The organism is Streptomyces stoeckheimensis (assembly GCF_045822005.1).
GTDB classification, from domain to species: Bacteria; Actinomycetota; Actinomycetes; order Streptomycetales; family Streptomycetaceae; genus Streptomyces; species Streptomyces stoeckheimensis.
Genome location: NZ_CP169550.1, coordinates 8,382,641 through 8,406,169, shown reverse-complemented (window position 1 = coordinate 8,406,169; position 23,529 = coordinate 8,382,641). Strand labels below are relative to the sequence as shown.

The 23,529-nt window shown below is 73.2% G+C and carries 23 protein-coding genes and 1 riboswitch; of the genes, 9 read left to right on the top strand and 14 right to left on the bottom strand.

Annotated elements, in window-relative coordinates; all coding sequences use genetic code 11:
- Positions 1–41 precede the first annotated feature (41 nt).
- Positions 42–110: riboswitch (guanidine-III (ykkC-III) riboswitch) on the top strand.
- Between the two features lie 75 nt (positions 111–185).
- On the top strand, positions 186–653 hold the full coding sequence (locus tag ACE1OC_RS38105; protein ID WP_250739927.1) for an Ohr family peroxiredoxin: 468 nt from the start codon (positions 186–188) through the stop codon (positions 651–653).
- On the opposite strand, the gene ACE1OC_RS38100 is transcribed toward ACE1OC_RS38105, so the two are convergent.
- From ACE1OC_RS38100 to ACE1OC_RS38070, 7 genes are all read right to left on the bottom strand, one after another.
- Positions 643–1,980 (bottom strand): aldehyde dehydrogenase family protein, encoded by a 1,338-nt coding sequence (locus ACE1OC_RS38100; protein ID WP_407841810.1) that lies wholly within the window; start codon positions 1,978–1,980, stop codon positions 643–645. The genes ACE1OC_RS38105 and ACE1OC_RS38100 overlap by 11 nt on opposite strands.
- Positions 1,981–2,077: 97 nt before the next feature.
- The gene (locus tag ACE1OC_RS38095; RefSeq protein ID WP_407840875.1) at positions 2,078–3,394 is read right to left on the bottom strand and encodes a flavin monoamine oxidase family protein; all 1,317 of its coding nucleotides are present in this window, start codon (positions 3,392–3,394) and stop codon (positions 2,078–2,080) included.
- 32 nt (positions 3,395–3,426) lie between these two features.
- Positions 3,427–4,653 (bottom strand): ABC transporter ATP-binding protein, encoded by a 1,227-nt coding sequence (locus ACE1OC_RS38090; protein ID WP_407840874.1) that lies wholly within the window; start codon positions 4,651–4,653, stop codon positions 3,427–3,429.
- Between the two features lie 5 nt (positions 4,654–4,658).
- Positions 4,659–5,552: an ABC transporter permease gene (locus ACE1OC_RS38085; RefSeq protein ID WP_407840873.1), complete on the bottom strand. Its 894-nt coding sequence runs from the start codon at positions 5,550–5,552 to the stop codon at positions 4,659–4,661.
- Entirely contained in the window at positions 5,549–6,349 is an 801-nt protein-coding gene (locus ACE1OC_RS38080; RefSeq protein ID WP_407840872.1) for an ABC transporter permease, read from the bottom strand. The genes ACE1OC_RS38085 and ACE1OC_RS38080 overlap by 4 nt, the downstream gene beginning before the upstream one ends.
- A gap of 124 nt (positions 6,350–6,473) precedes the next feature.
- On the bottom strand, positions 6,474–7,604 hold the full coding sequence (locus ACE1OC_RS38075; RefSeq protein WP_407840871.1) for a polyamine ABC transporter substrate-binding protein: 1,131 nt from the start codon (positions 7,602–7,604) through the stop codon (positions 6,474–6,476).
- Between the two features lie 146 nt (positions 7,605–7,750).
- Positions 7,751–8,938 (bottom strand): aromatic ring-hydroxylating oxygenase subunit alpha, encoded by a 1,188-nt coding sequence (locus ACE1OC_RS38070; RefSeq protein WP_407840870.1) that lies wholly within the window; start codon positions 8,936–8,938, stop codon positions 7,751–7,753.
- Between the two features lie 399 nt (positions 8,939–9,337).
- On the opposite strand from ACE1OC_RS38070, the gene ACE1OC_RS38065 reads away from it, so the two are divergent.
- From ACE1OC_RS38065 to ACE1OC_RS38030, 8 genes are all read left to right on the top strand, one after another.
- Complete coding sequence (locus ACE1OC_RS38065; RefSeq protein WP_407840869.1) at positions 9,338–9,847, top strand: hypothetical protein; 510 nt, start codon at positions 9,338–9,340, stop codon at positions 9,845–9,847.
- Positions 9,844–11,157 carry an NADH-ubiquinone oxidoreductase-F iron-sulfur binding region domain-containing protein gene (locus tag ACE1OC_RS38060; RefSeq protein ID WP_407840868.1) on the top strand — a complete coding sequence of 438 codons (1,314 nt, stop codon included), beginning with the start codon at positions 9,844–9,846 and terminating at the stop codon, positions 11,155–11,157. Before ACE1OC_RS38065 ends, ACE1OC_RS38060 begins: the two co-directional genes overlap by 4 nt.
- Positions 11,154–11,345, top strand: a complete 192-nt coding sequence (locus ACE1OC_RS38055; protein WP_407840867.1) for a ferredoxin — start codon at positions 11,154–11,156, stop codon at positions 11,343–11,345. Before ACE1OC_RS38060 ends, ACE1OC_RS38055 begins: the two co-directional genes overlap by 4 nt.
- Before the next feature lies 1 nt (position 11,346).
- Complete coding sequence (locus ACE1OC_RS38050; protein ID WP_407840866.1) at positions 11,347–13,452, top strand: acetate--CoA ligase family protein; 2,106 nt, start codon at positions 11,347–11,349, stop codon at positions 13,450–13,452.
- A 115-nt stretch (positions 13,453–13,567) separates the two neighbouring features.
- A complete protein-coding gene (locus ACE1OC_RS38045) occupies positions 13,568–14,743 on the top strand; it encodes an acyl-CoA dehydrogenase family protein (RefSeq protein ID WP_407840865.1) in 1,176 nt (391 codons plus the stop codon).
- An 82-nt stretch (positions 14,744–14,825) separates the two neighbouring features.
- On the top strand, positions 14,826–16,001 hold the full coding sequence (locus tag ACE1OC_RS38040) for an acyl-CoA dehydrogenase family protein (RefSeq protein WP_407840864.1): 1,176 nt from the start codon (positions 14,826–14,828) through the stop codon (positions 15,999–16,001).
- Between the two features lie 53 nt (positions 16,002–16,054).
- Positions 16,055–16,915: a 3-hydroxybutyryl-CoA dehydrogenase gene (locus tag ACE1OC_RS38035; RefSeq protein ID WP_407840863.1), complete on the top strand. Its 861-nt coding sequence runs from the start codon at positions 16,055–16,057 to the stop codon at positions 16,913–16,915.
- Between the two features lie 132 nt (positions 16,916–17,047).
- Positions 17,048–17,683: a TetR/AcrR family transcriptional regulator gene (locus ACE1OC_RS38030; protein WP_407840862.1), complete on the top strand. Its 636-nt coding sequence runs from the start codon at positions 17,048–17,050 to the stop codon at positions 17,681–17,683.
- Between the two features lie 42 nt (positions 17,684–17,725).
- On the opposite strand, the gene ACE1OC_RS38025 is transcribed toward ACE1OC_RS38030, so the two are convergent.
- From ACE1OC_RS38025 to ACE1OC_RS37995, 7 genes are all read right to left on the bottom strand, one after another.
- Entirely contained in the window at positions 17,726–19,141 is a 1,416-nt protein-coding gene (locus ACE1OC_RS38025; RefSeq protein WP_407840861.1) for an ATP-binding protein, read from the bottom strand.
- On the bottom strand, positions 19,138–19,869 hold the full coding sequence (locus tag ACE1OC_RS38020; protein ID WP_407840860.1) for a response regulator transcription factor: 732 nt from the start codon (positions 19,867–19,869) through the stop codon (positions 19,138–19,140). The genes ACE1OC_RS38025 and ACE1OC_RS38020 overlap by 4 nt, the downstream gene beginning before the upstream one ends.
- Before the next feature lie 25 nt (positions 19,870–19,894).
- Positions 19,895–20,455 (bottom strand): hypothetical protein, encoded by a 561-nt coding sequence (locus tag ACE1OC_RS38015; protein ID WP_407840859.1) that lies wholly within the window; start codon positions 20,453–20,455, stop codon positions 19,895–19,897.
- A 57-nt stretch (positions 20,456–20,512) separates the two neighbouring features.
- Positions 20,513–21,256, bottom strand: a complete 744-nt coding sequence (locus tag ACE1OC_RS38010; protein WP_250739909.1) for a cytochrome c biogenesis CcdA family protein — start codon at positions 21,254–21,256, stop codon at positions 20,513–20,515.
- Positions 21,253–21,876 carry a TlpA disulfide reductase family protein gene (locus ACE1OC_RS38005; protein ID WP_407840858.1) on the bottom strand — a complete coding sequence of 208 codons (624 nt, stop codon included), beginning with the start codon at positions 21,874–21,876 and terminating at the stop codon, positions 21,253–21,255. Before ACE1OC_RS38005 ends, ACE1OC_RS38010 begins: the two co-directional genes overlap by 4 nt.
- Positions 21,873–22,661: a thioredoxin family protein gene (locus ACE1OC_RS38000; protein ID WP_407840857.1), complete on the bottom strand. Its 789-nt coding sequence runs from the start codon at positions 22,659–22,661 to the stop codon at positions 21,873–21,875. The genes ACE1OC_RS38005 and ACE1OC_RS38000 overlap by 4 nt, the downstream gene beginning before the upstream one ends.
- Positions 22,662–22,960: 299 nt before the next feature.
- Complete coding sequence (locus ACE1OC_RS37995) at positions 22,961–23,524, bottom strand: hypothetical protein (RefSeq protein WP_407840856.1); 564 nt, start codon at positions 23,522–23,524, stop codon at positions 22,961–22,963.
- Positions 23,525–23,529: the final 5 nt, after the last annotated feature.

Sequence of the window (23,529 nt, the reverse complement as noted above, 5' to 3'; positions counted from 1 at the left end):
GTCACCGCGAGCGACGCCCCGCACGGTCGTCGCCGTTGCTAGATTGTCCGGCGGCCGACCCGAGGCCCCGGACGAGATGCGCCGTACCCGGTTACGCACGACGACGCGCGAGGTGCCGCACGAGCGGCGCCCTCCGCTGTCCGCGCCCGGGCAGCGTCCTCGTCGAGCAAGATGGGCCGAACGCCATGACCGTGCCACTCACCCGCAGCCTGTACCGGACGACCGCGCACGCCGCCGGCGGCCGTACCGGATCCGTCCGCACCGACGACGGGCGCCTGGACGTCCGCCTCGCCCCGCCGCGCAAGAAGGTCCCGGGCACCACCAACCCCGAGCAGCTCTTCGCGGCCGGTTTCGCCGCCTGCTTCACCTCCGCGCTCGCGGAGGTGGCCGCCGAGTTCGGGGCGGACGCCTCGGCGGCGCGCGTGGCCTGCGAAGTACAGCTCGGCACCACGGACACGCCCGCGGGCTACGGCCTCGCGGTGGCCCTCACCGTCAGCCTGCCCGGGTGGCGGGCCGCGGACCTCCAGCCGCTGCTGCACCGGGCGGACGAGGTCTGCCCCTACGCACAGGCCGTACGCGGCAACGTACCGCTGACCCTGCTGGCCGTGGACGACCCCGCCCCCGGTGAACCGGAGCCCTCGCTCACAGCATGACGTGCTTGACCTGGGTGTAGTCCAGGAGGCCGGACAGGGAGAGGTCGCTGCCGTAGCCGGAGTGCTTGACTCCGCCGTGTGGCATCTCGGACACCGTGGTGCCGTGGGTGTTCACCCAGACGATGCCGGTGTGCAGGGCGCGGGTCGCGCGCATCGCGCGGTCGTGGTCGGTGGTCCACACGCTCGCGGCCAGACCGAAGCGCACGCCGTTGGCCAGGTGCAGGGCCTCGGCTTCGTCCGCGAAGGACTGGACGGTCACGACGGGTCCGAAGATCTCCTCCTGCACGATCTCGTCGTCCTGGTGGGCGCCCGCGACCACGGTGGGCTCGTGGAAGAAGCCGGGGCGCGGGAGTCGGCTGCCGCCGGTGACGATCCCGGCGTGGGCGGGCAGGCGGTCCAGAAGCCCCCGTACGGAGGCCAGTTGGGCGGTGTTGTTGAGGGGGCCGAAGTCGGCGCCGGCGCGGAGCCCGGCCGCCCGGGCGGCGAAGGCCGCGAGGAACGCGTCGTGGATCCGGCGGTGGACCAGCAGCCGGGTGGGCGCGGTGCAGTCCTGGCCGGCGTTGTAGAAGGCGACCCCGGCGAGCGCGGCGGCGGTGGCCTCCACGTCCACGTCCTCGTGGACGATGACGGGTGCGTTGCCGCCCAGTTCCAGGTGGACCCGTTTGAGGCCGGCCGCGGCGGCTGCCGCGATCTCCTGTCCGGCCCGGACGCTGCCGGTGACGGCGATCAGGGCGACCGCCGGGTGGGCGGTGAGGGCGCGGCCTGTGTCACGGTCCCCGCAGACGACGTTGAACACGCCCGGGGGCAGGTGGTCCGCGGCGATCCGGGCCAGGAGCACGGACGAGGAGGGGGTGGTGTCGGCGGGCTTGAGCACCGTGGTGTTGCCGGCGGCGATGGCCGGAGCGATCTTCCATGCGGCCATCATCAACGGGTAGTTCCAGGGGGTGATCTGGGCGCAGACCCCGACCGGTTCGCGGCGCAGCAGGGAGGTGCGGCCCTCGGTGTACTCGGCCGCGGCGGCGCCCGGGAGGTTCCGGGCGGCTCCGGCGAAGTAGCGGAAGGTGTCGGCGATCCCGGGCAGCTCGTCGTCCCTGAACTGCTCGGCGGGCTTGCCGGTGTCCCCGGTCTCGGCGGCCGTGAACGCCTCCGCGTGCGCCTCGATGGCGTCGGCGATGCCGAGGAGGGCGCGCTGGCGGTCTGCCGGGGTCGTGGTGGACCAGTGCCCGTACGCGGCCGCTGCCGCGAAGCAGGCCGCGTCCGTGTCGGCGGGGCCCGAGCGCGGGGCGTGGCGGTGCACGCGGCCGGTGGCGGGGTCGGTGAGGGCCATGGTTTCGCCCGAGGCGGCGGGCCGGTCCACTCCCCCGATGTGGTTGTGCAGGGTCCCGATGGGGCGGTGCGGGGGTGCGCTGGGGTCGTGCGGGGTGTCAGCCACGGCGCAGGGCCTCCTCGGCGGCGGCGCGGCCGGTGCGGACCGCGCCTTCCATGTAGCCGGCCACCCACTGGTCGGACCCGCAGACGTAGAAGGGGGGTTCGTGGGTGCCGTGCCGGGGGCCGACGGCCATGACGTCACCGGGGGTCCACTGGGTGACGTACCCCTGGGTCCACGGGTCGGTGCCCCACATCCGGAGGAAGGTGGCGAGCGGCCGGTGGGCCTCGTCTCCGTAGAGGCGCGCGATGTCGGCCAGTAGTTCGGCGGTGCGCAGGGGGGCGGGCACGCCGAGGAGGACGCCGTAGCGTTCGGGCGGGACGAGGGCGGAGAGGATGCCCTCGCTCTGCGGCCAGGTGCTGCCGAGGACGCCTTCGCTTTCGGAGAGGCCGCTGAGGCCCTGGTCGCGCCAGAAGGGGCGGGCGTATGCGGCGGTGAACTTGGCCGCGAGGGCGTGGCGTTGGCGGTGCAGGGAGGAGAGGCGCTCGTCGGAGACCCCGGTGACGGCGACCGCGCGGAGCGGGCCGGCCGGGAGGGCGCTGACCACGGCGGCGGCGGTGAGGGTTTCGCCGCCGGCCAGGCGTACGGAGCTGCGGCCGGGCCGCCGTACGGCGACCGACTCGACGGGGGAACCCGTATGGATCCGGCCGCCGAGGGCCTCGGCCATGCGCAGGGCCACGGTCGCCGATCCCTCGGCGACGCGCAGGCCCTCCCACGCCTCGTGCTCGTAGTGGCCGGTGCCGGGTACCGCGGCGTGTTTGCGGAGGGAGGCGAGGAGGGAGGTCCGTTCGCAGGAGCCGTCGGCGAGGGCGAGTTGGCCGATCTCCCAGAGGCGCACCACGGCCTGGGTGGCGCCCTGGGCACGGAGCCAGTCGCCCACCGACAGTCGGTCGAGGTGCGCGGCCTCGGCGTGGGACCAGGGGTCGGCCGGGTCGACGCCGGCGGCGAGCGCCGTGAAGGCGGCGGTGACCTTGGCGTGGCAGTCGTCGTCGCCCGGGCCGAACCAGTGGGGCGGGTCCGCGGCGGAGACGCCTTCGGGGGTGGCGCGGGCGAGGGCGCCGGGCTCGGCGACGTAGCTGGGGACCAGGGTGAGGCCGAGTTCCGCGGCCAGAGCGGTGTAGGCGGTGTGGGCCCGGCCCACCACCTCCCCGCCGAGCTGGACCAGCCGGCCGTCGGGGAGGGTGGTCTGTTCTACGCGTCCGCCGACCCGGTCGCGGGCCTCGACGACGAGGACGTCGGCCCCGCCCGCGGCCAGGTCGCGCGCGGCGGCGAGACCTGCCAGTCCGGCGCCGAGCACGATGACGTCGTGGTTCATGGGTGTGCTTCCTTCGGTCGGTGCCGGACGGGTCAGTCGAGGACCAGGCAGTGTTCGGGGTTCCAGCCGATCTCGACCTGCTCGCCGCCGCTCCAGCGGTCCTCCATGCGGGAGCGGACGGTGTTCTGCTCCAGTACGGACACCGTGACGCCGGGGGCCAGTTCGATGAGGTAGGTGGTGGTCGGTCCGCAGTACACGGTCTCCCGGACGACACCGCTGACCTGGGCCATGCCGGGTTCGAAGCCGGAGAGCCAGATCTTCTCCGGGCGGATCGAGAGGCTGACCCGGCTGCCGTCGGGGACGCCGGCCCGGGGCCCTACGGGCAGGGCGGGGCCCTGGTCGAGTACGACGCGGCCGGAGCGGTAGGTCCCCGGGACCAGGTTGGAGGTGCCCATGAAGGAGGCCACGAAGCTGCTCGTGGGGCGTTCGTACACGTCCTCCGGCGTGCCGCACTGCTCGATGCGGCCCTCGTTCATGACGGCGAGGCGGTCCGACATGGTCAGGGCCTCGTCCTGGTCGTGGGTGACGAAGACGAAGGTGATGCCGACCTCGCGCTGGATCTGCTTGAGCTCGACCTGCATCCGGCGGCGCAGCTTCAGGTCGAGGGCGGCCAGCGGCTCGTCCAGGAGCAGGACTTGGGGCCGGTTGACCAGGGCGCGGGCGAGGGCGACGCGCTGGCGCTGGCCGCCGGAGAGCGTGGTCGGTTTGCGGCCGGCCAGTTCACCGAGCTGTACGAGGTCCAGCATGTCCCCGACCCGCCGGCGGATCTCGGCGCGGGGGACGCCGCTGCGCTTGAGGCCGAAGGCCACGTTGTCGGCGAGCGAGAGGTGGTCGAAGAGGGCGTAGCTCTGGAAGACCGTGTTGACGTTGCGCTTGTTGGGCGGCAGGCCCGTGACGTCCTCGCCGTCGAGCAGGACGCTGCCCTCCGTGGGGTCGACGAAGCCTCCGGTCATGCGCAGCAAGGTCGTCTTTCCGCAGCCGGAGGGGCCGAGGAGGGAGAAGAACTCGCCCGGGGCGATGTCGAGGGTGACGTCGTGGACGGCGTAGGTGTGCGTGTTGCGGTACCGCTTGGCGACCCGGTCGAGCCGGACGGCGGGGTGCGGGGCGCCTGCGGGGTGCGGGGTGCCTGTGGCCTGCGGGGTGCCTGTGGCCTGCAGGACAGTCGTGGCGTGTGGGACAACGTCGTCGTGGGCGGCAGCGGGCTGGTGCGCGTCGGCCGTGCGCGGTTCCGCGGGCGGGTCAGGGTTCGGGTGATGCATGGGTGTCACTTCCCCGGGAGCAGATCGAGGCCGCCTCGGCGGCCGAAGAGGCGCGGGATGGAGAGCGCGAAGGCGATGAGGGCGATGGACCCGACGAGCATCAGGGTGCCGACGGCGTTGATGGTGGGCTGGACGCCGAACCTGATCGCCGAGTAGATGCGGACGGAGAGCGGTTGCGGGTCGACGCCGGTGGTGAAGTAGGCGAGGACGAAGTCGTCGAAGACCAGGGCGAAGATCAGCACCCCGGACGCGAGGATGCCGGGCAGCAGCGCGGGCAGGGTCACCAGGCGCAGGGCCTGTCCGCGGGTGGCACCGAGGTCCATCGCCGCCTCCTCGACCTCCGGGTTGAGGGCGGCGATGCGGGAGCGCAGGATGACGGTGACGTAGGAGATGGAGAAGGTGACCTCGGCGAGCATCACGGTGGTGGTGGACAGGGTGATGCCGAGGCCCTTGAAGAGCATCATCGATGCGACGCCGGTGACGATCTCCGGGGTGATCAGCGGTACGAGCATGACCAGGCCGGCGAAGGAGCCGAGGCGGCCGCGGCCGCGGACCAGGCCGAGGGCGAGGGCCACGCCGAGGACGAGCGAGACGGCCATCGCGACCAGGGACACCTGCAGGCTCATGCCGAGCGAGCCGACGAGCACGTCGTCGCGGAGGAACGCGCGGTACCAGCGCAGGCTCACTCCGTCGAAGACGGTGAGGGACTTCTGCGCGTTGAAGGAGAACAGGACGACGACTCCGACGGGCAGGTAGAGCAGCACGAAGAAGACCGCGGTGACGGCGATGGCGAACCGGGGCCGGCGGTCGGCTCCGCGGCGCCGTCTCCTGCGCGGCGTACGGGGTGACGGTGCCGGACCAGGTGACGGTGCCGTACGGGGAACGGGGCTCGGGGTCATCGGACCGCCTCCGCCTCGTCCTTGCGGGTGCGCCTCAGGTAGCCGAGCATCCCGAGCAGCAGGACCGCCATCAGCAGGATGGTCAGGGCCGAGCCGAGCGGCCAGTTCTGGCCCTGGAAGAACTTGTCCTGGATCAGGTTGCCGATCATGATCTGGTCGGGGCCTCCCATGAGCTGTGCGCTGACGAAGTCGCCCATGGCGGGCAGGAAGACGAGGACGCATCCGGCGGCCGCGCCCTGGCGGGTGGCGGGCACGGTGACGAAGACGAAGGTCCTCAAGGGGCCGCCGTAGAGGTCCCGTCCGGCCTCGATGAGCGAGGTGTCCATGCGCTCCATGGCCGCGTACAGCGGGATGATCATGAAGACGACGAAACCGTAGACGAGTCCGGCGATGACCCCCGGGGCGGTCTGGAGGATCTTGGTGTCGCCGTCGGCGAGGCCGATCGCGCGCAGGGCCCTCAGCACCGGTCCGTCGTCGGAGAGCACCACGGACCAGCCGTACATCCGTACCAGGTAGTTGGCGAAGAACGGGACGACGATCGCGGCGATGAGCAGGCTCTTGAATCGGCCGCCGCGCAGGGCGATGGCGTAGGCGACGGGGTAGGCCACGGCCAGGCAGACGAGGCAGGTGAACAGCGCGTAGCCGAGCGAACGCAAGAGGACGGTGCGGTAGGCCGGATCGGCGAGCGAGGCGAAGTTCTCGAAGTTGAGCCCGAAGCGCGGGTTTCCGAGCGGGTCGGTGGTGCCGAGGGCGAGGGTGGCCACCAGGAGCAGGGACGCCACGAGGAATCCGGTCATCCAGAGGGTGCCAGGGAGCAGGAACCAGGTCCACAGCCTCGCCTCCTTCCCGGCCCGTCCCCCGCGCGGCGGTCGGGTCGGCGCGGATCGGTTCCGCGGATCCCGGAGAGCAGGTCGTGGCATGTCAGCCGGCCTTCACGTCGGTCCAGGCGGCGTCGCGGTGCTGCTCGCCCTTGGTGGTGCCGTTGCGGAAGTAGAGGTCGTCCTTGAGGTCGGCCGCCGTCACCTGGCACTGGGGGAACGGCTCCACGAGCGCCGTGTAGGTGTCCTCGCTGCCGCGCACCGGCATGGGGTAGCCGATGTACTCGATGTTCTTCTTCACGCTCGAAGGGCGGAGCATGTAGTCGATGAAGAGCATCGCGGTGCCGGGGTGCTGCGCGTTGACGGGGATCGCGTAACAGTCGGAGTTGAGGGGGGCGCCCTCGCGGGCGATCTCGAAGCCGAAGACGGCGGGGTCCTCGGCCTGGGCGAGCATGGCGGCCATGTCCCCGCTCCACGCCTGCGTCATGTCGGCGTTGCCGTTGAGCAGGTTGTTGTAGCTGTCGCTGGAGAAGCCGCGCAGGCGGGGGCGGAGCGAGCGCAGGGTCTCGGTGACGCGCGCGAGGTCGTCCGGGTCGTCGGTGGTGAGGTCGAGGCCGAGCTTGAGCGCACCCATGCCGAGCACCTCGTCGCGGTCGTCGAGTACGAAGACCTTGCCCTTGGCCTGCTCGTTCCACAGGTCGTCCCAGGAACCGGTCAGGTCGCCGAGCCGGTCGCGGCGCCAGCCGATGCCGGTCTTGTACATGGTGAAGGGCACGGTGTGCCGGGATCCGGGGTCGTACCAGGGGTCGGCGAAGTAGTCGTAGCCCGCGAACACTGCCTCGGCGTTCTTCAGCCGGGTGTGGTCGATCGTCCGCAGCCTGCCCCCGGCGGCGAGGCGCTGGGACCATTTCGCCGTGGGGAAGATGATGTCGTACTGGTTCCCGGAGTTGAGCTTGGCGGCCATGCCTTCCATCGAGTCGAAGTTCGACTGGACGACCTTGACGCCGTACTCCTCCTGGAAGCCTTCAAGGACGGCCGGGTCGACGAAGTCGGCCCAGTTGAAGTAGACGAGGTCGCCGTCGACCTTGACGTCGATCGGCGTCTCCGCGGTCGCTTTGCCGGCCGGGTCGTCACCGGACGCGAACCCGCAGCCGGCTGCCGCGAGGCCGAGTGCGGTGGCGGTGCCGGCGCGGAGGAGAGAGCGTCTGGACAGGAGGTGTGCCTCGGGGGACATGCGGGGTCCTCTCCGTAGGGGGGCCGTGGGGAGACGGCTGATGGGAAGACGTGCGCGGGCGGAGCGTGGGGGGGGGTGAGGCTGGGCTGGGCTGGGCTGGGCTGGGCTGGGCTGGGCAAGCGAACGGCTGGTGCCTCAGGCGCGGTTCAGGGCCCGGCGTCGGGCTCGCCGGGATCCGCGACGGCGTCCAGGTCCGCCCGGATGCGGCCGGCGAACCATCCGACCGCCGACTCGCGGCGGGACAGCGGGCCGGGCTCGAAGCCGGGGGTGGAGAGCCCCTTCTGCACGCGGGCGACGAGTTCGACGTCCTCATCGTTGGTGATCCAGCCGATGTGGATGTTCAGGCGGCGGGCGATGCGGGTGCGCAGGCTCGTACCGCGCCGGGTGTAGAAGCCGCCGGGGACGGCGACCCGGTCCACCGCCGTGGGGATCGCGGTCCAGGCCAGGACGTGGTCGGGGTAGAAGTCGATGAGGGTGTTCGGGTAGATGACCGCGTAGCGCCAGACCCGCCGATCGGCTTCGGCGAGGCCGGGCATGGGGGCGGCGATGCGCTGGTAGAGGCGTTCGGCCCAGTTCGAGGACGGCTTGTCCCGCAGGGGCGAGGCGAACAGGGCGTAGGACTCCGCGATCTCGCAGGAGTAGCCCTGGTAGTCGAGCAGCCGCATCAGGCCGGGGTGGGCCACCGGGACGTGGTAGCCCTCCAGGTAATTGTCGACCGTCACCTTCCAGTTGGCCTCCTGGACCTCGGCTCCGGCCAGGTCGTGGATCCGGTCGCGGCCGACCGGTACCAGGTCGGCTCCGGCGTAGTGGCCGACGGCTTCGGCGAGCCCGGCGCACTGCTCCGCCAGAGGCACGGCGTCGGGGTCGAGGTTGACGAACACGAAGCCGAGGAAGGATTCGACGCGGGCCGGGAACAGGCCGAGCGCGGGCTTGTCGAGGCAGGGGATCTGCCGCGCCTCGGGGGCTCCGACCAGGCTTCCGTCGAGGCGGTAGGTCCAGCCGTGGTAGGGGCAGCGGATCGCCTTGCCGGCCGGTTCGGGGGCGGTGACCAGGCGCGTTCCGCGGTGGCGGCACACGTTGAGGTGGGCCGCGAGGGCGCCGTCCTCGGTGCGGACGACGAGCACCTCGCGGCCGGCGACGGTGGCGGCGAGCCGGGCGCCCGGGTTCGGCAGGTCGGACTCGTGGCAGACGAGCTGCCAGGCCTTGGCGAAGACCTTCCGGACCTCCTCGGCGGCCGTGTCGGGATCGGTGTAGTAGCGGGCTGACAGGGCGGGCCCGGGGACGTCCGGGACCCGCTGGTCGACCGGGGGCGTCTCGGGGGCTCTGGAGTGCATCGGGTGACTCCTCCGTACCGGCGGTGCGGTGATCGGTCTCGGCGAAGGGCATCGAGACGACCCGGCGGTGGACAGCAGGCCGGGGCGGACGGCGAGGCCTTGCTGACCGATTGGACAGCCAGATTGCTGGCTGATTTCCGCCGGGTCAAGACTTGTACACTGACCGATCGGTCAGCTAGCGTAATTCTTGTCGCTGCACCGACGTTCGGCCTCTTCTGGGCCCTTTGGTCGGGCTGGATGCAGCCCCGCCGCCCTGGCACCCGCCCGGGCCCCACACCCCTCCCCCCTGCCGCACGCCATCGGCGTCCCCGCGGTGAGCCCCGGGCATCCCCACACCGCCCCCGGCTCCCGGCAACGGCCCGGTAGCTCACGGCACCCCCACTCCTCCCGGAGGCACGCATGAGCGGTCGTCGGCGTCTGGACTGGCTCGGGCTCACCCCCGAACCGGAGCGGGAACTGCCCGCTGCGGTCGCCGCCCTGCGCGCTTCCTCGCACCATCCCCCTGCGGGGCCCACTCCACCGAGGGGACCCACGCACCCTGCGGGAACCATGCAGCCCACGGGGCCCATGCAGCCCGCGGAGCCCGCCGAGCCCGCACCCCCGGCAGACCTGGTCGCCTCCGAGCGACTCCGCCTGGAGCACCTGGTCCTGCGGGGCACCCGGCGCGACTGGCTGCGCTACCTCGCCGAGGTCACCGCGCTGGTGACCGCCGCGGCCGGCGGCCCCGGGCAGGGCGACCGCGCGGCCGCCCTGATCGCCGGCGAGGTGGTCCTCGACCACCACCGCATGCTCATCGGCCTCCCGGGAACGGGATACGCCCGCACCGCCGCAGACCGCACCGCACTCGAGAGCGCCGTACGGACCCTGCGCGCCGTCCCCCTGACAGCCCGGACAGGAAGCAGCCGATGACCACGATCCGATTCCCGACGGGGCGACGACCGAGCTCCTCCGTACTCGGCGCCGCGCCCGGCACGGTGGAAGACCTCAAGGCGTACCTCGCCGGCGGCGGCTACACCGACGCCACCGGCCCGGACGAGCTGCTGCGCCACCTCGCCGCATCCGGTCTGCGCGGGCGCGGCGGGGCCGGCTTCCCGGCCGCCGTCAAACTGCGCGCCGTCCGCGACCGCGGCGGCGTCCCGGTGGTGGTGGCGAACGGCGAGGAGGGCGAGCCCGGTTCGGTCAAGGACCGCTGGCTGCTGCGGGCCAGGCCCCATCTGGTCCTCGACGGCCTCGCCCGCGCCGCCGCGGTCACCGGCGCCGTACGCGGCTACGTCTACCTATCGGACCCGGTGGCCGCCGACCGCGTGCGCCGGGCCCTCGCCGAACGGGAGCCGCCCCTGCCCGTCGAGGTCGTCGAGACCGCCCACACCTACGTCGCCGGGGAGGAGAGCGCGGTCGTCCGCCGGATCGACGGCGGGCCCGCCCTGCCCACGGCCAAGCCGCCCCGCCCCTTCGAGCGCGGCGTCGGCGGCGCGCCGACCCTGGTCTCCAACGTCGAAACGCTCGCCCGCATCGCCCTCACCGCCGCCCTCCCCGGCCTGCGGCAGGCGATCGCCCGCTCCACCCTGGTCACCCTGTCCGGCGGGAGCGCGACCCCCGTCCTCACCGAGGTCCCCTACGGAGTCCCCCTGCGCACGCTGGCCGCCGAGCTCGGCGCTCCGGACGCGGCCGGGGCCCTGATGGGCGGCCTGTTCGGCGGACTCGTCGACGCCCGCGCCCTGGACCTCCCCCTCGAACCCGGCGCGCTCGCCGCGGCCGACACGGCACTGGGCTGCGCAGCGATCCGCTTCCTCGCCGCCGGGACCTGCCCGGTGGGCACCGCCGCCGACGCCGTGGGTCACCTCGCGGTGGAGAGCGCACGGCAGTGCGGGGTCTGCGTCTCGGGCACCGCTGCGGTCCGCGACGCCGTGTACGCCCTCGCCGCGGGGACGGCCGGCCCCGACACCCTCGTCCACCTGGACCGGTGGTCGCGGGGCCTGCCCGGCCGTGGCGCGTGCGGCCTGCTCGACGCCGCCGCGGGCCTGGCCGGCAGCCTCCTGCGCGCCTTCCCCGAACGCGTCCGGTCCCACCTGCGCGGGCCCTGTCCCGGCTGCGCCCGCGCCTCCTCACCCGCGAGCGGTCCCGGGCACCGCCTCACCGTGGCCGTACCGGACGTCTCCGACGCGGCCGCGGACGACCGGACCGAACCCCGCTTGCCCGCCCTGAAGGGAACACCGTGAAACTCCTGCTGGACTCCACCCGCTGCCAGGGCTACGGACTGTGCCAGGAACACGCACCCCACCTGGTCGAACTCGACGAGTGGGGCTACGCGAAGGTCCTCGCCGTCGCCGTGCCGCCCGGCGCCGAGGAAGCGGCGCGCGCCTGCGCCGAGAGCTGCCCCAACTCCGCTCTCAGAGTGGAGAAGTGACATGGAACGTGATCTGAGCGCTCTCTTCGACCCCCGCTCGGTCGCCGTGGTCGGCGCCAGCGACGACCCGGCGAAGTACGGCCACGCCGTCGCCTCCCAGGCATTGCGCGCCGACGGACGGCGCCCCATACACCTGGTGAACCGGCGCGGCGGCACCGTCCTCGGGAGGAGCGCGGCCCCGTCCCTCGCCGCGATCGGCGAACCCGTCGAGCTGGTGGTGATCTCCGTCCCCGGCAGCGGCTTCGAGGCCGCCGTGGAAGAGGCCCTGGCCTGCGGGGCGAAGGCCATCGTCGGCGTCACCGCCGGCTTCGCCGAAGCCGGCCCCGAGGGAGCGGCCCGGCAGCGCGCGGTCGTCGCGCGGGTCCGGGCGGCCGGAGCCGTGCTCGTCGGACCCAACTGCCTGGGCATCGCCGACAACACGACCGAGCTGTACCTCGCCTCGGACCGTTTCGCACCCGGCGGCGTCGCCCTGCTCAGCCAGAGCGGCAACCTCGCCCTCGAACTCCAGCTCCGCGGCGCTCCGCACGGTCTGGGCTTCTCCCGGTTCGTCTCCCTCGGCAACCAGGCCGACGTCACCCTCGTCGACCTCGTCGAGGACTGCGCCCGCCACGAGCCCACCACGGCGATCGCCGTGTACGCCGAGGACTTCGGCGACGGCAGGGCCTTCGCCCGGGCCGCCGCCGCGGCGGGCAAGCCGGTGGTCCTGCTCACCGCCGGGCGCGGCTCCGCCTCGGCCCGCAGCGCCCGCTCGCACACCGGAGCACTCACCACATCGGCCGATGTCGTGGCCGCCGCCTGCCGGGACGCCGGAGTGGAACTCGTGCGCACGCCGCGGGAGATGACCGTCGCGCTGGCCGCCCTGAGCAGCCGCCCCGGACCTCGTACGGGAGGGCGCCGGACCGCGGTCTTCACCGACGGCGGGGGCCACGGGGCGATCGCCGCGGACGTTGCCGAGGACGCCGGGCTCGACGTGCCGGAGTTCGCCCCCGCGACCCAGGACCGGCTGCGGACCGTGCTGTGGGCGCAGTCCGCGACGGGCAATCCGGTCGACCTGGCGGGGATGGGCGAGCAGGAACCCCTGTCGTACGCCGACACGGTCGGGCACCTGCTCGCCGCCGACGAGGTCGACGCGGTCCTGATGACGGGCTACTTCGGCGGGTACGCGGCGTCCGAGGGCGGCCTGGGCGGCGGCGGGCAGACGGGCGGCTCCGTACTCGCGGAAGGGGAGACACGGGCTGCCGAGAAGATCGTCACCCACCTCGCGGGCTCGCCGAAGCCGCTGGTGGTGCAGTCGATGTATCCCGAGTCGCCGAGCTGCCGGGTGCTGGCCGAGGCCGGAATACCGGTGTTCGCCGCCACCGAGGACGCCGCCCGCGCGCTGTCGGCGATGACCGGCCGGCCGGCGGGCTCCGCACCCGAGCCGCACGAGCCGCACGAGCAGCCCGGGATCCCCGCGCTGCCCGCCGCCGCCCCGCCCCTGCCGGATCCGGGGTACCACGGGGTACGCACACTGCTCGGCGCCGCCGGGGTGCCGTTCCCGGCCGCCCGTGAGGTCACCGACGAGGCCGGAGTACTGGCCGCGGCCGCGGAGTTCGAGGGCCCGTACGTGCTGAAGGCCCTGCACCTCCTGCACAAGTCCGACGCGGGTGGCGTGGCGCTGCGCCTGGCGGACCGGGGCGCGCTCTTGGCCGCCTACCGGGACATGCACGCCCGGCTCGGCGCGGGCTCCTACTCGGTCGAGGCGATGGCGGACCTCTCGGACGGCATCGAGCTGATCGTGGGCGTGAACCACGACCCCCGGTTCGGACCGGTGGCCATGGTCGGGCTCGGCGGGGTCCTCACCGAGACCCTGCGCGACGTGGCCTTCGCGCTGGCGCCCGTACCGGCGCGGCGGGCGGAGGAGCTGCTGCGGGGGCTGCGGACCGCCGCACTGCTCGACGGTGTCCGGGGCAGGCCGGCCGTCGACGTGGCCGCCGCGGCGGCCGTGATCGAACGCATCACGACGGTGGCCGCCGCGCATCCGGAGATCGCCGAGCTGGAGGTCAACCCGCTGCTGGTCCGCCCGGACGGCGCCCTGGCGCTGGACGCACGTGCCGTCCTGGGCTGAGCGACCGGCCCGCCCTCCCGCACGACCCACCGCTCACACCCATCGGTGCCGTCACACCCATCACATCCCTTCCGTCCCTCCCGTCCCTTCCGTCCCTTCCGCCCTGGAGCGCGTCATGGACTTCCGCTACACGCCCGAGCAGGCCGCCCTCAAGGCTCGCGCCGCCGCCTACGCACAGCTCCTGATGGGGTACGAGGAACAGTCCGAGGAAGCGGGTGGCCCCCTGCCCGCCGCGACGGTCCGCGAACTGACCCGTGCCGCCATGGACGCCGGCGTCTACGCGATCAACATGCCCGCGGCCTGGGGCGGGGCCGGCCTGTCCCTGCTGGACCAGGTCATCGTCGAGGAGGAGTTCGGCAAGGTCACCAACTGCCTCTGGGACATCCCCTGGCGGCCCGCCAACGTCCTCGCCCACGGCACCGAGGCGCAGCGCGAGAAGTACCTCCTGCCCGTCATCCGGGGCGAGCGGTTCGACGCGTTCGCGGTCACCGAACCCGGTGCCGGCTCGGACCCCGGCTCGTGCACGAGCACCGCGACCCGCACCGAGGGCGGCTGGCTGCTGAACGGCGAGAAGTGGTTCGTGACCTGCGGTGACATCGCCGACTTCCTGCTGGTGCAGGCCGATGCGGGCCCGGAGCGGGCGGCGACCCTGTTCTTCGTGGACAAGGGGGCGGCGGGCGTCGAGATGACCCGGGTCCCCCGGTTCATGCACTCCGCGGTGAACGGGCACCCCGAGTTCACCTTCACCGACGTCTTCGTCGCCGACGAGGACGTGCTCGGCGGCGTCGGCAACGGCTACGAGCTGACGAAGGAGTGGTTCACGGACGAGCGGCTGATGATCGCGGCCCGGACCGTCGGAGCTGCGGAGCGGGCCCTCGAACTCGCGCGTGACTGGTCGGTGCGCCGCCGCCAGTTCGGCTCCCCCATCGCCGACTTCCAGCTGATCCAGGGGATGCTCGCCGACTGCGCCGTCGACATCGCCGTCAACCGCGCCTACACCCACCAGGTCGCCTGGGAGGCCGACCAGCCGCACACCGACCCCAAGACCCTGCACGCCAAGGCGTCCACGGCCAAGCTCGCCGCGAGCGAGGCCGCGGGCCGGGTCATCGACCGGTGCGTGCAGATCTTCGGGGGCCGTGGCTACGACCGCTCGTACCCCGTGGAGCGGATGTACCGGGAACTGCGCGTCGACCGGATCTGGGAGGGCACCTCCGAGATCCAGCGCCTGATCATCGCGAACGAGCTCATCAAGCGGGGTACGCGGGCACTCGCGCTGCCCGGCCGCTCCTGACGGGTCCCCGTCGCCACAGGCACCACCACAACCACCACCACCGCCTGCCCCTCTCACCCACGATCACGAGGACGAACAGCACATGGACTTCCGCCTCACCGCCCGTCAGGAAGAGCTCCGCGACTCGGCGCGCGCCCTCACCGGGTTCATCACGAAGTACGAGCTCGACTGCGAGGAGAACAACGGCCTGCCCCCGCAGGCCCACATCGAGATCCGCGACGCCGTCCTCGACAGCGGCCTCCAGGCCGTCAACATGCCCGTGGAGTGGGGCGGCGCCGGCCTGACCATCCTGGAGCAGGTCACCGTCCAGGCCGAACTCGGGCGGCTCACCGGCGCCCTGTGGGACATGGTGTGGCGGCCGGCCAACGCCCTGTCCTTCTGCACGCCGGAGCAGCGCGAGCGGTACCTCGTCCCGGTGATCCGGGGGCAGCGCCGCGACTGCTACGCGGTGAGCGAGCCCGAGGCCGGCTCCGACCCGCAGAGCCTGCGGACCACGGCGACGCGGACCGAAGACGGCGGCTGGGTGCTGAACGGCGAGAAGTGGTTCGTCACCGTGGGCGACCACGCCGACTTCATGATCGTGCTCGCGGCCGCCGGGGAGGACCGGGCACCGACCCTGTTCCTCGTCGACAAGGACACCCCGGGCATCGAGATGACCCGGGTGCCCCGCTGGATGCACACCTTCGTCTACGAGCACCCCGAGTTCACCTTCACCGATGTCCGCCTGCCCGCGGACGCCGTGCTCGGGGAGGTGGGCACGGGCTACGACATCACCCGCTCCTGGTTCACCGAGGAGCGGCTGATGATCGCCGCGCGCACGATCGGAGCGGCGGAGCGGGCCCTGGAACTCGCCCGCGACTGGGCGGTCGAGCGCCGCCAGTTCGGCTCCCCCATCGCCGACTTCCAGCTGATCCAGGGCATGCTCGCCGACTGCGCCGTGGACATCGCCGTCAACCGCGCCTACACCCACCAGGTCGCCTGGGAGGTCGACGAGGGCGCTCTCGACCGCAAGACGCTGCACGCGAAGGCGGCCATCGCCAAGCTGTCGGCGAGCGAGGCGTCCGGCCGGGTCATCGACCGCTGCCTGCAGATCTTCGGCGGCCGAGGCTACGACCGCTCGTACCCCGTCGAACGGCTCTACCGCGAGCTGCGCGTCGACCGGATCTGGGAGGGCACCTCCGAGATCCAGCGCCTGATCATCGCGGGCGAACTCGTCAAGCGCGGCACGGGCGTACTGCGGATGCCCTCGACCGTGTGACCTCCGCATCCGAAGAGTCCCAAGAGTCCCAAGAGTCCCGAGGGGGAGAGCCGATGACCGATGTCGAACGGGTCGGGATCGTGGGGTGCGGCCTGATGGGCTCCGGCATCGCCGAGGTCTGCGCCCGCGCCGGACGGGACGTGGTGGTCGTGGAGGCGAGCCGGGCGGCCGCTGACGCCGGCCTGGAGCGGATCTCCCGCTCCCTGGCCCGTGCCACGGCCGCCGGGAAGTTGTCGGCCGCCGAGCGCGACGCGGCGGTGGGCCGGATCGTGATGACCACGGACATGGACCGGATGGCGGACCGGGACCTCGCCGTCGAAGCGGTCGCCGAGGACGAGCGGGCGAAGCTGGAGGTCTTCGCCCGGCTCGACCGGATCGTCGGGCGCAGGGACGCGGTCCTCGCGACGAACACCTCCTCCATCCCGGTCATCCGGCTGGCGGCGGCCACGTCCCGGCCCGAGCAGGTCGTCGGCCTCCACTTCTTCCAGCCCGTCCCGGTGCTCGCCCTGGTCGAGCTGGTGCCCTCCTTGCTCACCTCCGCGGACACGGTCCGGCGCGCGCGGGAGTTCGCCTCCGGCGTGCTGGGCAAGCAGGTCGTCCACGCCGAGGACCGGGCCGGGTTCGTGGTGAACGCGCTCCTCGTTCCGTACCTGCTGGCCGCCGTACGGATGGCCGAGTCGCGGACGGCGTCGGCCGAGGACATCGACCGGGCCATGACCCTGGGGTGCGCGCACCCGCTCGGGCCGCTGGCCCTGGCCGATCTCATCGGCCTGGACACCGTCCAGGCCATCGCCCGGTCGATGTACGCGGAGTACCGGGAGCCGCTGTACGCCCCGCCGCCGTTGCTGGCCCGGATGGTGGACGCGGGCCGGCTCGGCCGCAAGACCGGCCGGGGGTTCCACACCTATTCCTGACCGCGGAGCCCCGACGGCCCGAGCCCGGCTGCCCCATGCGCGAGGATGGGGTTCGGCGGGCCGGGCCGCCGGGGCCTTTTGTTTACTCACGCACCCGATCCGACGGGTGCGCCGACACGGGGAGCAGCCAACGTGACCAAGGCCGAGCGCGCACTCGAAACGCGGGAGCGAATCCTCACGGCCGCGTGCGAAGTGATCGCCGACATCGGTTTCGAGCACGTCAGCATGCGCAAGGTCGCCGAACACGCCGGTGTCTCGAAGGCCCTGCTCCACTATCACTTCGACACCCGCGAGAAGCTCTTCGCCGAGGCGATGACGCATTCCTTCGCCAAGACCGGTACGGACACCGGCAGCGAGGACGATTCGCTGCCGGCCGCCGACGTCCTGGCCCGGATCGTACGGAGCATGCTGCCCACGGACGCCGAGCTCCGCCAGGACTGGAAGCTCTGGCAGGAGCTGTGGGTGCGCGCCCTGCGCGACGCGGCGGCCCGGGTCCTCGCCGTCGACCTGTACGACCAGTTGCACGCGTGGGTCGCCGGAGTCGTGGAACGGGGCATCGCTTCCGGCGAGTTCACCGACTGCGACGTCGCCGAAGTGGGGACGCTGGTGCTGGCGCTGTGCGACGGCCTCGGCAACCGTCTGATGCTGGAGGACCCCCGCATCGACCTCGCCACGGCCCAGTCGACGATCTGGCGGGCGATCGCGCCGGCTCTCGGGATCGCCCCCGTCTTCCCCGAGGTCGCGCCCGAGGTCTCCCCGGCGGTCTGACGACACGGCCCGCCCCAGGCCTACACCGGCGGCCCGCGGCCTTCACCGGGCGCGCGGCCATCCCGTACGCCGCCGGGAGGCGCGCGGCGCACGCCCGGACGGCGGGGGTGCGGCCAGGCCGAAGACCACGGTGATCCGGGCGCCGCCGCGGGGGCCGCGGGCGATGCGCACCGAGCCGCCGGTGACGGACCCGGCCCTGCGGGCGATGTCGAGGCCGAGCCCCGAGGAACCGGTGCTGCTTCCGCGGGAGAGTGCCTGCTCCGGTTCGGGGATGCCCGGACCGGCGTCCTCCACGACCAGTTCCACGGCCTGGGCGGTACGGGCGACGCGGACGGCGAACGCGGTGCCGGGCGGGGTGTGCCGGAAGACGTTGCCGATGAGCGCGTCCACCACGGCGGCGACGTCGTCTTCGGACAGGCCGACGGCCGCGGGCTCCTGGGTGAGGTCGAGGGAGCAGGGGCGGTTCTGCTGCTCCGCCAGGACCGCCCAGAAGGCGGTGCGCCGGCGCACGACGTCCGCCGCCTCGCAGCGGGGTCCGGCCGGTCCGGGGTGCGTGGCGTGGTGCGCCGTGCCCGTGTCCGTGTCCGCTTCCGTGCCGAGCATGCCCTGTCCCATCGGGCCCACGGCGAGCGGGGTGCGGGCCGCGGTGATGATGGCTCGGAGTTCCGTCTCCAGGGCGCACACGGCGGCCTCGACCCTGGCCGACTCCGGTGAGCCGGCCATGCGTTCCGTTGCCAGGTGCAGGGCCGTCAGCGGGGTGCGCAGGCGGTGGGACAGGTCGGCGACCAGTTCGCGTTCGACGGCGAGCAGTTCGGTCATCCGGTGGGCCATGGTGTTGAAGGCGATGCCCGCCTCGCGCAGTTCCCTGGGGCCCATGGGGTCCACGCGGGCGTCCAGATTGCCCCGGCCCAGGGCCTGGGAGGCGTGGGCGAGCCTCTTGGAGGACCTGACGACCTTCGCGCCGAGCCGGTCGGCGACCAGGACGGAACCGCCCACCAGTCCGACGGCGAGGAGGAGCATGACCGTCCAGGAAGCCGTGACCCCGCGGGTCAGCTCTTCTTCGGGGACGAAGTTCTCGATGACGGCGACCTGGTCCCCGGGCAGTACCACCGGCTGCAGGCAGATCCACCCGCCGGGCATCTCCTGGGAGATGGACTCGCGGCCCTGCTGGGCCCGTTCGAGCAGGGCCGCCGGGGCCCGGGACGCGCCGAGGGCGGGTTCGTCCGGCAGGTGGACGACCACGTACTCGGCCGCGTCCAGGCTCGCGGCGGATTCCCGCAGGGCGGACGGATCCGTGGTCAGGGCCAGTACGGGGGCCAGGGCGGCCGCCTGCTGCTCGGCCGCGGTGACGCTCTGCTCCTTGACGAGCGACATCACCAGGGCGGCCAGCGGTATGAGGAAGGAGAGGGCGACCATGGACGTGACGGCGAGCGCCACTCCGGCGAGCGAGCGTCTCACCGCGGCGCCACCAGCTTGATGCCGACGCCGCGGACGGTCAGCAGGTAGCGCGGGGCCGCCGCGCGTTCGCCGAGCTTGCGGCGCAGCGAGGACAGGTGCACGTCGACGGTCTGGTCGTCGACGTAGGGTTCGCGCCAGACCTCGGTCAGCAGCCGCCGTTTGGAGACGACCTGGCCGGTGTGGTGGGCGAGGAAGGCCAGGAGGTCGAACTCGCGGCGGGTGAGCCGGAGCTCACGGCCGGACAGGTACGCCGTGCGCGCCCCGGGGTCCACCGCCAGCTCGCCCACGGTGGTGGGGCGCAGCGGTTCGGCGGCCGGCGCCGGCCGCGAACCCCGGGCGCCGTGCGCGGCATGGGCGGGCGGCAGGGTGCTGGTGCGCCGCAGGACGGCGGAGAGGCGTGCGATGAGCTGTCCCCCGGAGAAGGGTTTGACCAGGTAGTCGTCGGCGCCCGCGTTGAGGAGCCGGATGATTTCCGCTTCGTCGTCGCGGGCGGTGGCCACCAGGACGGGAACGGAGGAGATGCCCCGGATCATGCGCAGTGCGTCTCCTCCGTCCAGATCGGGCAGCCCCAGGTCGAGGACCACCGCGTCGACGGGCGACTGGGTGACCTCGCGCAGGGCGCCGAACCCGTCGCCCGCGCTGCGTACGGCATAGCCGTGCTCCGCCAGGACTTCGATGAGTGACTGGCGGATGCTGGGGTCGTCTTCGACGACCAGGACGCTCGGCATGGGCACACCTTAGTGAACGCTCGTTCTATCGGTCACCGAAGGTGGGGCCCTTGTCGGTGACGCGCACGCGGACGGGGCGGTCGGAGACCGGAATGGTGCAGCCCTCCTCCGCACTGCAGCTCGCGTACCCGAGCAGTACGGTCGCCTCCCCGTTGCCGTCCAGGCGGACGGGCAGGGTGGTGGTGACCGGGCCGTCCGGGTAGACGGGGACCGGGGCGTCGACGCCGGGCACGCGGATCGTCCGTACGTCCGCCGCGGCCTTCAGCTTCCCGTCCGCCCGCAGGACGCCGGTGACGCCCAGCGAGGTCGGCCGGCCGACGCCCTCGATTCCGGTGGCCGGCAGATCGGTGCTGTAGAGGTGGAACCCCTTCTCCTCCGGGGTGAAGACCGCGGTCAAAGTGCCCCGCGGTGGCTGCCATGCGGAGACCGAGAGGGTGACGGTGACCCCGTTCTCGGTGAAGCTCGTCGTGGGCGCGGAGCCGGTCGCGGCGGTCTGCTCGCCGCAGGCCGTGAGGGCGGTCAGGGAGAGCAGGGCGGCGGCGAGGCGGGCCTTGCGGGAGTGGCGCGCGTACGGGGACACGTTCATCGGCTGTGCTTTCGTCAGGGGAGGGAGGAGCGGGGGCGGGAAGGGGTCCGGCCGGCTCTAGACGGCCGTGGTGTACGCCGCGCTCCACAACTGGAGCCGGTAGACGAGGTCGTTCCACAGGCCGGAGGCCAGCAGCACGCCGACGAGGACGAGCATTCCGCCGCCGGCGCGCAGGACCCACTGGTAGTGCCGTTTGACCAGGCCGAAGGCGCCCAGTGCGCGGCGGAAGGCCAGGGCCGCGAGGAGGAACGGCAGACCCAGCCCGAGGCAGTAGGCCGCCATCAGCAGGGCCCCGCGGGCCGCGCTGGCCTCGCTCCAGGCGAGCGCCTGGACGGCGGCCAGCGTCGGGCCGATGCACGGGGTCCACCCCACCGCGAACACCGCCCCCAGCAGCGGCGCTCCCGCCAGGCCGAGCACGGGCCGCCGGTGGCTGCGGAACTCCCGCTGCGTGAAACCCGGCAGGAAGCCCATGAAGGACAGCCCCATCAGCACGGTGAAGACGCCGAGCACCTGGGTGACCACCTCCTGGTGGGCCAGCAGGGTGCGGCCGAAGTACCCGAACAGGGCGCCGCCGGAGACCAGTACGGCCGTGAAGCCCAGGACGAAGAGCGCCGCGCCGGCCGCCATGCGGCTGCGCTGCCCGCCGCGGGCGTCCGCCAGGTCGGAGACCGACAGGCTGGTCACGTAGCTGAGGTAGCCCGGCACGAGCGGCAGGACGCACGGCGAGAGGAAGGAGACCAGTCCCGCGAAGAACGCCACGGGGGCGGCGACGACCAGCGTCCCGTGGAGGAGCCCCGTCATGCCGTCTCCTGCGCGACGCGGGCGAGCAGGGGCCCCAGTTCCTCGTCGGTGACCGCTCCCCCGATGCTGACGGCGATCCGGCCGCGGCGGTCGATCACCAGCGTCGAGGGGATGGTCTGCGGGTTGAGGAGCGCGGGCGGAAAGCGGAGCAGGAGCTCGCCGGTGGGGTCGTGGAGGCTGGGGAATCCCAGGCCGTGCGCGCGTACGAAGGACTGCGCCGCCGCGCGGTCCCGGTCGCGGGTGTTGATCCCGAGGAACCGGACGCCTTGCGCGCGGGTCTGCCCGCTGAGCCGCTCGAGGTCGTCGGCCTCCGCCCGGCAGGGCCCGCACCACGATCCCCAGACGTTGAGGACGACGACCTGGCCCCGGAACTCGGCGAGACCGACCGGCTTTCCGTCCAGGTCGGCGCCCGTCAGCGCGGGCGCGTCCGGCCGGGCCCCGGAGTCCACGACCACGGCCGCGGACATGGGCCTGACCGCGGCTCTCCCCGGGCCGGGCGCCTCCCCGCTGCCGTCGCCGCCGTCGGGGGCGGCGCCCGCAGCGGCGTAGAGGCACCCGGCGAGCGCCACCGCGAGGCCGGCACCGGCCAGGGCGGTGGAGCGCGGGAGCGTTCGTCTCATGACGCCCACTGGCGGAGGAAGGAGCCGAGGCCGTCCGAGGTCAGGGCGGGATTGCCGGTGACGTGGGTGTCGGTGCGCACCGTGCCGGACGGCGAGACCACCACCAGGACGGGCATCTTGTACGTCCCGCCCGAGGGGCTGTACTTGCGCAGGAGGGCGGAGTTGGCGGAGCTGTTGCCGCCGATGTCCACCTTGACCAGGTGGTACGAGGCTCCGAGGATCGACGCCGTCTGAGGCTGGGCGAACACCTTGTCGGCCGCCTTGCAGTTGCCGCACCAGTTGGCGCCGAAGTCGAGCAGCACCATCCGGCCGTCGGCCTTGGCCGCGCGCAGCGCCGCGTCGATCAGCTTCTGCGCGTCGGCCGAACTGTCGTAACCGGGGCCGGGTATCCGGGCCGCCGGCGCGGGCGCGGCGGAGGTGCGGGACGGCTTGGGGGTGGGCTTGGCGGGCTGGGCGCGCGAGGGGCTGGGCGAGGCTCCGGCCGGGGTGCCGGCCGATGCGGACGCCGACGGCGGCGCGGAGGGCGCGGTGGACGCCGTGGGGGCGGTCGGGGACGCCTCCGCGGACGCGGACCCCGTTTCGGCCCCGAGGCTCTGCGAGGGCTGTCCGGCCGTGGCCGGGGCGGCGGCACCGGTGGGCTGGGCGGACGGACCGCACGCCGCGGTCAGCCCGGCGGCGACCACGGCCGCGGCCACCAGGGGCAGCCGCACGGCCAGGGGCGCGGCGGAGCGCGGGCGCGGCGTGCGGCGGGTGGCACGGGCGGGTCGGAGTATGCGAGAAGTCATGGCGAAGACACCCCAGGGCGCGGTTCGGAGTACGGAGGCGCGAAACGCCTTCCGGATCGGTGGAGCCGTTGGCACGGCAGCACGGGGCGGCTCGTCGGGGGTGCCGGGACAGTCGTGCCCGGGCGCCGAAGGCCGCTCGGCTGACGCGAGCATAGGACCGTCGGGGGCCGCCGGAACCGGCTCGGCGTGATCTTGAGGTTCCCCTAAGGAACAGCTCACCTTCCGCTTCACCGGAGCTCGGAAGATAGGCGCGCACAAGGGGGTGAAACCCGGAAAACGGGTCAGAGGGAACAGAGGGATCAGAAGGACGTCTCGCGCACGCTGGCCTTGGCCGACGGGGTGATCGTCGCGGTGATCACCGAGCGGTGGTCCGCGCCGGTGAACGTGACGGTCAGGGTGTCGTCCGCGGTCTGTGACGTGGCGGCCTTGTATCCCCGGCCGGGGACCGCGGAGATCAGGCACACGCCGCGGTTGCCGTAGCGCACGGTGACCTTGCCGCCTTCCGAGGGGACGGTGTGCAGGCCGTATCCGCCCCCGGTGCAGTCGACGGGCGGTTTGGGCGCCGTCGTCCGGGGCGTGGCCGTCGGGGCCTTCGCGGAGGTGGGTGTCGAAGCCGGGGGTGACGGCCGCTCGGTCGCGCCGGGCGACCCACTGGCGGTGGCGCTCGGCGACTGCGGGCTCGGCGAGGGGGCCGGCACCGCCGTCCAGGCCGGCGGCGTCTCGACGACCGCGGGGGCGGACCGCGCGACCGGGGGCGTGTGCCTGGTCGAACCGACGACGAACTGGACCGTGCCGAGCACGGCGGTCACGCTGGCGGCCGTGCACGACAGCCATATGAGCAGGTAGCGCGGAATCCGGGGCACGGCCC

Coding starts and splice junctions, on each gene's coding strand:
- ACE1OC_RS38105 (WP_250739927.1), top strand. CDS start 186: ATGACCGTGCCACTCACCCGCAGCCTGTACCGGACGACCGCGCACGCC.
- ACE1OC_RS38100 (WP_407841810.1), bottom strand. CDS start 1,980: ATGGCCCTCACCGACCCCGCCACCGGCCGCGTGCACCGCCACGCCCCG.
- ACE1OC_RS38095 (WP_407840875.1), bottom strand. CDS start 3,394: ATGAACCACGACGTCATCGTGCTCGGCGCCGGACTGGCAGGTCTCGCC.
- ACE1OC_RS38090 (WP_407840874.1), bottom strand. CDS start 4,653: ATGCATCACCCGAACCCTGACCCGCCCGCGGAACCGCGCACGGCCGAC.
- ACE1OC_RS38085 (WP_407840873.1), bottom strand. CDS start 5,552: ATGACCCCGAGCCCCGTTCCCCGTACGGCACCGTCACCTGGTCCGGCA.
- ACE1OC_RS38080 (WP_407840872.1), bottom strand. CDS start 6,349: ATGACCGGATTCCTCGTGGCGTCCCTGCTCCTGGTGGCCACCCTCGCC.
- ACE1OC_RS38075 (WP_407840871.1), bottom strand. CDS start 7,604: ATGTCCCCCGAGGCACACCTCCTGTCCAGACGCTCTCTCCTCCGCGCC.
- ACE1OC_RS38070 (WP_407840870.1), bottom strand. CDS start 8,938: ATGCACTCCAGAGCCCCCGAGACGCCCCCGGTCGACCAGCGGGTCCCG.
- ACE1OC_RS38065 (WP_407840869.1), top strand. CDS start 9,338: ATGAGCGGTCGTCGGCGTCTGGACTGGCTCGGGCTCACCCCCGAACCG.
- ACE1OC_RS38060 (WP_407840868.1), top strand. CDS start 9,844: ATGACCACGATCCGATTCCCGACGGGGCGACGACCGAGCTCCTCCGTA.
- ACE1OC_RS38050 (WP_407840866.1), top strand. CDS start 11,347: ATGGAACGTGATCTGAGCGCTCTCTTCGACCCCCGCTCGGTCGCCGTG.
- ACE1OC_RS38045 (WP_407840865.1), top strand. CDS start 13,568: ATGGACTTCCGCTACACGCCCGAGCAGGCCGCCCTCAAGGCTCGCGCC.
- ACE1OC_RS38040 (WP_407840864.1), top strand. CDS start 14,826: ATGGACTTCCGCCTCACCGCCCGTCAGGAAGAGCTCCGCGACTCGGCG.
- ACE1OC_RS38035 (WP_407840863.1), top strand. CDS start 16,055: ATGACCGATGTCGAACGGGTCGGGATCGTGGGGTGCGGCCTGATGGGC.
- ACE1OC_RS38020 (WP_407840860.1), bottom strand. CDS start 19,869: ATGCCGAGCGTCCTGGTCGTCGAAGACGACCCCAGCATCCGCCAGTCA.
- ACE1OC_RS38015 (WP_407840859.1), bottom strand. CDS start 20,455: ATGAACGTGTCCCCGTACGCGCGCCACTCCCGCAAGGCCCGCCTCGCC.
- ACE1OC_RS38010 (WP_250739909.1), bottom strand. CDS start 21,256: ATGACGGGGCTCCTCCACGGGACGCTGGTCGTCGCCGCCCCCGTGGCG.
- ACE1OC_RS38005 (WP_407840858.1), bottom strand. CDS start 21,876: ATGAGACGAACGCTCCCGCGCTCCACCGCCCTGGCCGGTGCCGGCCTC.
- ACE1OC_RS38000 (WP_407840857.1), bottom strand. CDS start 22,661: ATGACTTCTCGCATACTCCGACCCGCCCGTGCCACCCGCCGCACGCCG.